The sequence below is a fragment of the Mycobacterium sp. genome, from assembly GCF_035314665.1.
GTDB lineage: Bacteria > Actinomycetota > Actinomycetes > Mycobacteriales > Mycobacteriaceae > Mycobacterium.
In genome coordinates, this window is sequence record NZ_DATFZD010000285.1 from 1 (window position 1) to 6,792 (window position 6,792).

The following is a 6,792-nucleotide window of genomic DNA, read 5'->3' on the forward strand; positions in this document are numbered from 1 at the left end:
GCGCCTTCAGGTTCGACGACGGCAGGATGGCCAGGCTGTGGTGGCGGGCGTTGACGCCCAGGAACCGCAACCGCACCGGTCCGAGCTCGGGCGGCGTCGCCAGCCGCAGCGACCCCCGAGGCAGGAACTCCATCGTTTCGGTGTAGAACCGGTACGCCGCATCCAGGTCAGCGACCGGCACCACCACATGCCCGGCGCCCAACTTGCCTGTCACGAAACGATTTCCGTACGGCGTGGCAACCGGGGAGTGGTCGAGTGCCGGGCCGTGGAAGACCTCGAGCGGAGAGCCACCGGGAGCCTCGAAGAACAGGCCCGCTTCCACGCGCCTGGCGTCGACATCCTCCTGCGACAGCGGCTTGGTGGCGATCCCCGCGGCCTCGACGGCCGACTGTACGCGCCGTAATGCCGAGTGGTCGCGCACTTCCCAGCCGACCGCGTCGACCCTGTCGACCTCCCCGGGCAGCAGCACGAGGCGTCCGATACGCTCGTCCATCCGCAGATAGAGCGCGCCCGCCTCCGGGCCGTGCCCCTCCGCGAATCCGATTGTTTCGAAGGCGAATCGCCGCCACGCGTCCATGTCGGTGACGCGGATGCGCACGTAGCCGAGCGAGCTGATATCGCTCACCGCTGCTGTCCTCCCATACGCCGATAAGTCCGTGCAGAGGCCGTCAGATCATTGCCCGCAGGTTGTCCGGCGGCTCGATGCCCATTGTGGTCAACGCCGTGGCGTGATACACGGTGCCGGGGGTGTGGATCGCGTGCTGCAGCCCGACGTGGGCGTCGCGCCAGAACCGTTGCAAGGCGTTGTGCCTGCGCGCCGCGTTTCCGCCGGAGCGGGCGAAGATCTCGTCGACCGCATCGACCGCCCTCCACGCCGACCGGACCTGGTTGCGCCGCACCAGAGAACGGTCCTCGAACGTGATCTCCCGCCCGGCATCGGCGAGGTCGTAGAGTCTGCTGATCCCGTCGAGCAGCTGCAGGCGCGACGCTCCGATCTCGGCGGCGGCCTCTGAGATCGCGTACAGCACATACGGATCGTCCTTGATCTTGGTGCCCATCGCGGTCACCCGACCGCGCTGGTAGTTGAGGTGCGCCGCCAGCGCGCCCTCGGCGATCCCGATCACCGCCGCGGTGATCCCGAGCGGGAACATCGACCAGAACGGAAGCTTGTACACCGTCTCGGTGCGGCCGGCTCTCGCCGCGGCCGCCTCCCCTTCGGCCACCTGGTCGAACTCGATTGTCCGGTATTCCGGAATGAACGCCCCGTCGACGATGATGTCCTTGCTTCCGGTGCCGGACAGCCCGATGACGTCCCACGAGTCTTCGACGATCGTGTAGTCGGCGCGGGGCAGCACCACATGCATCACCTTCGGCGGCTGCGCCGGTTTGCCGTCGGGGCCGGCGACCAGCGCGCCGAGAAAGATCCAGTCGCAGTGATCGGTCCCGGACGAGAAGTTCCACCGGCCCTTGAGGGTGTACCCGCCGTCGGTGGGAGTCGCCACGCCCTGCGCGGCGTACGGGGAGGCGATCCAGGTGTCGGGATTGGCGCCCCAGACCTCGGCCTGCAGCTTGCGGTCCATCAGGGCCATCTCCCAGGGATGCACGCCGCCGACGCCGCACACCCACCCGGTGGACCCGCAGGACTTCGCCACCGCCATCACGGCCTCGGCGAAGTCACGCGGATGCGCCGCATAGCCCCCGAAGTCGGTGGGCTGCAGCATCCGGATCACGCCGGCCTGGCGCACCAGCTTGACGCTTTCGTCGGAGAGCTTGCCCAGGCGTTCGGTTTCTTCGGCGGTCGACGCCAACTGTTCGGCGATCTCCTCGACTTGACCAACGACTTCGTGCGACATGCACGCTCCTCCGAACTGATCTACCGCAACCGGCCCACCGGTTTAGGGGGTCATGCTGACGCTAGCTGCGTGGGCCGCGCCGATGGGGCCGAAATCCCGCTGATCGGAATGGACGGCCGCGGCCGCGCAGCTCGACGCCGCTCGACACCGGCGTTGCGCTGATTGGAATCGTCTGGGCGGATCGGTATGCGGGTGCCTACCATCAGGGCGGCCCTGGGCCGGCGGTGAGCGGAGGGAAGCGATGGACCTGGAGGACCCGGCGGTCCCATGGGATGCCAATTGTGATGTTCTGGTGGTGGGGTCCGGCGGAGGCGCGCTGACCGGCGCCTACACCGCGGCCCGCGAGGGCTTGCGGGTCATCGTGGTCGAGGCGACGGACCGCGTTGGCGGTATGACCGCCTATTCCGGTGGCGGCATGTGGTTTCCGTGCAATCCGGTGCTGCGCCGCGCGGGCGACGATGACACCATCGAAGATGCGCTGGCCTACTTCCGAACCGTGGTGGGTGACCGTACACCGGCCGACCTGCAAGAGGCGTTCGTGACCGGTGGTGCTGCGTTAGTCGAATACTTAGAAGAGGATCCGGCGTTCGAATTTCAGGTGCTGCCGTGGCCGGACTACTTCGGCGCCGTCGCGCATGCCCGTCCCAACGGCCGACACATCGTTCCGGTGCCGTTGCCCGCGGACCGGCTAGGCGCACAGCGGGGGTTGCTGCGGGCTCCGCTGGCCACCGATCGCGGGAGCGAGGATCCGCCGCAACAGCTCGGCGGCGGGCAGGCGCTGATCGGTCGCTTCCTGCTTGCACTGGATAAGCTGCCGACCGCACAGTTATGGGTCAACGCCCGCTGCGAGGAGTTGATCCGGCTCGGCGGCCGGGTGAGCGGCGCGGTGATCAGCACGCCCGACGGTAGTCGCCGGATACACGCTCGCCGCGGAATCCTGATCTCGGCGGGGGGTTTCGAGCGAAACGAGTTGCTGCGCAAGGCGTTCGGGGTGCCCGGATTCAGCCGCGACTCGATGGCGCCCCCCGGTAACTGTGGCGCCGCGCTGCAGGCCGCGATCCAAGTCGGCGCCGATGTCGACCTCATGTCGGAGGCCTGGTGGGCGCCCGGCCTCACCCATCCCGACGGCAGCTCGACGTTTTCGTTGTGGTTTTCCCGCGGCATCTTCGTCAACGGTGCCGGTCAACGATTCACCAACGAATCGGCGGCCTACGATCGTGCCGCCCGCGACGTGCTGACTGAGATGCGGGCCGGCCGCATCTCGTTGCCCTACTGGCTGATCTACGACAGCCGGGGTGGCCGGGTGCCGCCGGTCCTGTTCACCGGTGTCCCGTTGGCCGACGCTGACGATTACGTCCATGCCGGGCTGTGGCATGCCGCCGACACGTTGGCGGAGCTCGCGGACCACATCGGGGTTTCGGCGGATCAGTTGACCGAAACCGTCAAACGCTTCAACGGGTTCGCCGCCTCGGGTGTCGACGAGGACTTCGGCAGGGGCGCCGAACCGTTCGACAAGTCGGCGCCGGGCAGCCCCAATCCGCTGGTGCCGATCGACCGGCCGCCGTTTCGGGCCGCCGCGTTGGGGTTGTCCGATCTGGGTACCAAGGGTGGCCTGCGGAACGACGCCCATGCGCGGGTGATCGACGTGGACGGACATGTGATTCCCGGCCTGTATGCGGCGGGCAACTCGATGGCGGCGGTGAGCGGGACGACCTACCCCGGTGGCGGTAACCCGGTCGGAGCATCGATGGTGTTCAGCCACCGTGCGGCGCTGGACATGGTGGAAAGCCGTGGCGCGCGGGCGCGTTGACCCTCACGGTTACAGACGCGAGCACGGTTACATGTGCGAGCCGCCGTCGATGCGCACCTCGGTCCCGGTGATGAAGTAGGCCTCGGGGGAGCCGAGCATCGCGACCACGGCGGCCACCACGTCCGGCTTGGCGAAGATCACACCGGGGGCCAGCGGCAGCATCGGCAGGATCTTGCCGAACAGCGACGAGTCGGCGTCGGCCGGCAGGCCCGGGCCAACGCTCTGCCGGGATTCGCCCGAGCCGTCGGTCATCCCGGACGAGATGGATCCGGGCTGGACACTGTTGAAGCGGATGCCTTGCTTGCTGAACTCCAGCGCCAACGCGTGCGTCATCGCTTGGATGCCGCCCTTGGACGCGGCGTACGCCGACATGTAGGGATGGGCGAAGCCCGCCGACGTCGAGCTGAAATTCACCACCGCAGGCCCGTTTCCGCCGAGCAGTGCCGGAACCGCCTCCCGGGTCACCAGGAACGTGCCGACGAGATTGACCCGGATGACATGTTCGAAGTCGGCGAGCGTGGTCTGGGCGAGATGACCCGAACGCAGGATCCCGGCCGTGTTGACCAGCGTGTCGAGGCCGTCGAGCACCTGCAGTGCCTGTGCCACGCCGGCGACGACGGATTCCTCACTGCCGACATCCATCTCGACCGCGGTGAGCCGGTCCAGGTGCGCACTGGCTTTGGCCGTGGTGTCGGCCAGTCCCGCCTCACTGATGTCGGCGGCTACGACGGTGCCCCCTTCCTCCAGGATTCTCACCACGCAGGCCTGCCCGATGCCCGAACCGCCGCCGGTGATCAGCACTCGGCGGCCGGCGTAGCGCTGCAACACCGCCACGGCCCTAGTTGGCCGGTGCGAATCGGCCGGCGAACTCGTGGATGCTCTTGACCACGTGGTTCAACTCTTCGTCGCTCATGCCGTGGCTCATGCCCAGCGACATGCCTCGCGCGAACACCTCGTCAGCGTTGGGCAGCCCGTCCACCGGCACCCGATACTCGACATCGCGCATCATCGGGTGACGCGTCACGTTGCCGCTCCACACCGTTCGGGTGTCAATGCCGACCGATTCGAGGTGCTCCTGCAGATCGGATCGGGCGAAGCCGGCGTCCTCGCGGACGGTGATGGGATAGCACAGCCAGGCGGTGTGAAAGTCCGGATTCTGTTTGGGCAGCCGAAACAGCCACGGGTAGCTGCCGAACGCGCCGTTGAACGCCTCGAAGATTTCGGCGCGGCGCCGGTAGTTGCGGTCGAGCTTGGACAGCTGCACCAGGCCGAACGCCGCTCCCAGCTCGGAGGGCTCGAAGTTCCATGGCAGCACGTCGAAGATGAAATCGTTGTCGTAGGCCACACCGTCGAGGTTCTCACGGAACACCCGCCCCTCGCCGGCGGATCCGAACAGGTGCGGCTCGGAGCGGCGACCCCAGCGACGCAGCATCAGGCCCTTGTCCCGCAGCTCTTCGTCGTCGAGGCATACCATGCCGCCGTTACCGGCGCAGGTGATGATGTGTGCCATCGCAAAGCTGGTCAGGGTGATGTCGGTTCTGCTGCCGGTCTTGGTGCCGCGCAAGGTGGTTCCGATGCAGTCGCAGGAATCCTCGATGACCTTCAGCCCGTGCCGGTCGGCGATGCCGGAGATCGTGTCCCAGTCCGGAGCATTGCCCGCCAGATTCGGGAACAACATCGCCCCCGTCTTGTCGCTGATCATCTCCTCGATCTTCGCCACGTCGACGTTGTAAGTGTCGGGTTCGACGTCGACGAATACCGGCACCCAGCCACCGCGTACGATGGGCGAGACGTCGGTGGAGAACGTCAACGGCGAGGTGATGACTTCGGCGCCCTTGGGCAGATCGAGCAGCTCCAGCGCCAGATAGATCGCCGACGACCCGGAGTTGCACATCAGCCCGAGCTTCTTGCCGTACAGGTCGGCGACGCGCCTTTCCATCTCGGCCACGTTCTTGCCGATCTTCAGCGCGAAGGGGCCACCGCGCAACACCTCCAGGCAGGCGTTGATTTCGGCTTCGTCGTGCACGCTGCGGGCATAGACGACTCGGGTCACTTCCCTCTCCTCTTCTGGCCGGCAAGGCCGCTGCTGTGTGAATTCGCCCGGCCCTCAATGAGCAATGTTTCCCATCGAAATGCTGGATCGACAACCGGCATTCTGCGGTCACGACTGATCGGGCGGCGGTCGACGCCCGACGCCTGCACAGCGACTCGTTCGCCGCTTGATTCTGATCGCTCGTCGGCCACCAGGGTGAGCCCGTTTCCACTGACTGAAATCGGGCGAACACCGGCAGTCGCGGGCGCGCCGTGATGGTCACACCGGGTTGTCCGTTGACCGGAACGGGTTTGTTTGACGGCCATGCGCCCCCTGTGGAAAAGCCCGTAATGGTCCCCTGGGCCGCATTGGATATCCCGAGGCGGCTGCTGCCGCGGCACTGTCGCTCGTGGTGGCGTGGCCGGGTGCGCCGGTCGCGGTGGCCGAGGCGGATAACGACGTACCGATCGTGTTTCACTTCCACGGCGAACCGTCGGTGCCCTCCGCCCAGACGTGTGAGAAGGTCGACGGCTTCGCCGTCCACAATCCCACGGTCGCCGGGCCGGCGCGCGGGGACACCTGGCACGCGTCCTCGGCCACCGACGGGAGTATCCCAATCCCGATGCCAGCCTGCGCTACATCGGTACCGAAACGGGTGAACCGTCCCCGGTTTCATGCGCACTTCCTTTGTTGGGAAGGATGGCGCGATGTCGATCAGGTACGACGAGAACACCAAGGCCAGGGCGGTGCGGTTGGTCCGTGAGCACCGCGAGGATTACGACTCGGAGTGGGCGGCGATCAAGGCGATCTCGGGCCGGCTGGGGATGAACCCGGAGACGCTGCGCAAGTGGGTGCGCCAGGCCGAGGTCGACGCCGGTGAGGCGGCAGGGGTGTCGAGCGAGGAGAGGCGGGAGCTGCGTGAGCTACGCAGGAAGAACCGCGAGCTGGAACAAACAATCGTTATCTGAGGCCGTGCGAAAGCCGTCCACCATGTAGACGACACGCCGCTTGGGGTACCGCGAAATACGTTGTGGACCGGTTATCTTCGGTGTCTGTGACGAGTCCTGGGCTGCGGGTGCAGTCGGTGGTGATGCCGT

General features: G+C 66.9%; 6 protein-coding genes and 1 pseudogene. 2 read left to right on the plus strand and 5 right to left on the minus strand.

Features of this window, described 5'->3' with window-relative positions; all coding sequences use genetic code 11:
• Together VKI00_RS20170 and VKI00_RS20175 are read right to left on the minus strand one after the other, a co-directional pair.
• On the minus strand, positions 1-625 hold a 625-nt coding region (locus VKI00_RS20170; protein WP_324440536.1), incomplete at its 3' end, for a VOC family protein.
• 43 nt (positions 626-668) lie between these two features.
• Positions 669-1,853, minus strand: a complete 1,185-nt coding sequence (locus VKI00_RS20175; protein ID WP_324440538.1) for an acyl-CoA dehydrogenase family protein — start codon at positions 1,851-1,853, stop codon at positions 669-671.
• A 241-nt stretch (positions 1,854-2,094) separates the two neighbouring features.
• Between VKI00_RS20175 and VKI00_RS20180 the strand changes: the two genes are divergently transcribed.
• Positions 2,095-3,663 carry an FAD-binding protein gene (locus tag VKI00_RS20180; protein WP_324440540.1) on the plus strand — a complete coding sequence of 523 codons (1,569 nt, stop codon included), beginning with the start codon at positions 2,095-2,097 and terminating at the stop codon, positions 3,661-3,663.
• Between the two features lie 27 nt (positions 3,664-3,690).
• On the opposite strand, the gene VKI00_RS20185 is transcribed toward VKI00_RS20180, so the two are convergent.
• The 3 genes from VKI00_RS20185 to VKI00_RS20195 form a co-directional block, all read right to left on the minus strand.
• Positions 3,691-4,497, minus strand: a complete 807-nt coding sequence (locus VKI00_RS20185) for an SDR family oxidoreductase (protein WP_324440542.1) — start codon at positions 4,495-4,497, stop codon at positions 3,691-3,693.
• 4 nt (positions 4,498-4,501) lie between these two features.
• Entirely contained in the window at positions 4,502-5,716 is a 1,215-nt protein-coding gene (locus VKI00_RS20190) for a DegT/DnrJ/EryC1/StrS family aminotransferase (protein WP_324440544.1), read from the minus strand.
• 453 nt (positions 5,717-6,169) lie between these two features.
• Positions 6,170-6,295 carry a hypothetical protein gene (locus tag VKI00_RS20195; protein WP_324440546.1) on the minus strand — a complete coding sequence of 42 codons (126 nt, stop codon included), beginning with the start codon at positions 6,293-6,295 and terminating at the stop codon, positions 6,170-6,172.
• A gap of 107 nt (positions 6,296-6,402) precedes the next feature.
• On the opposite strand from VKI00_RS20195, the pseudogene VKI00_RS20200 reads away from it, so the two are divergent.
• Positions 6,403-6,660: pseudogene (locus VKI00_RS20200) on the plus strand (transposase); the annotation flags it as partial.
• Positions 6,661-6,792: the final 132 nt, after the last annotated feature.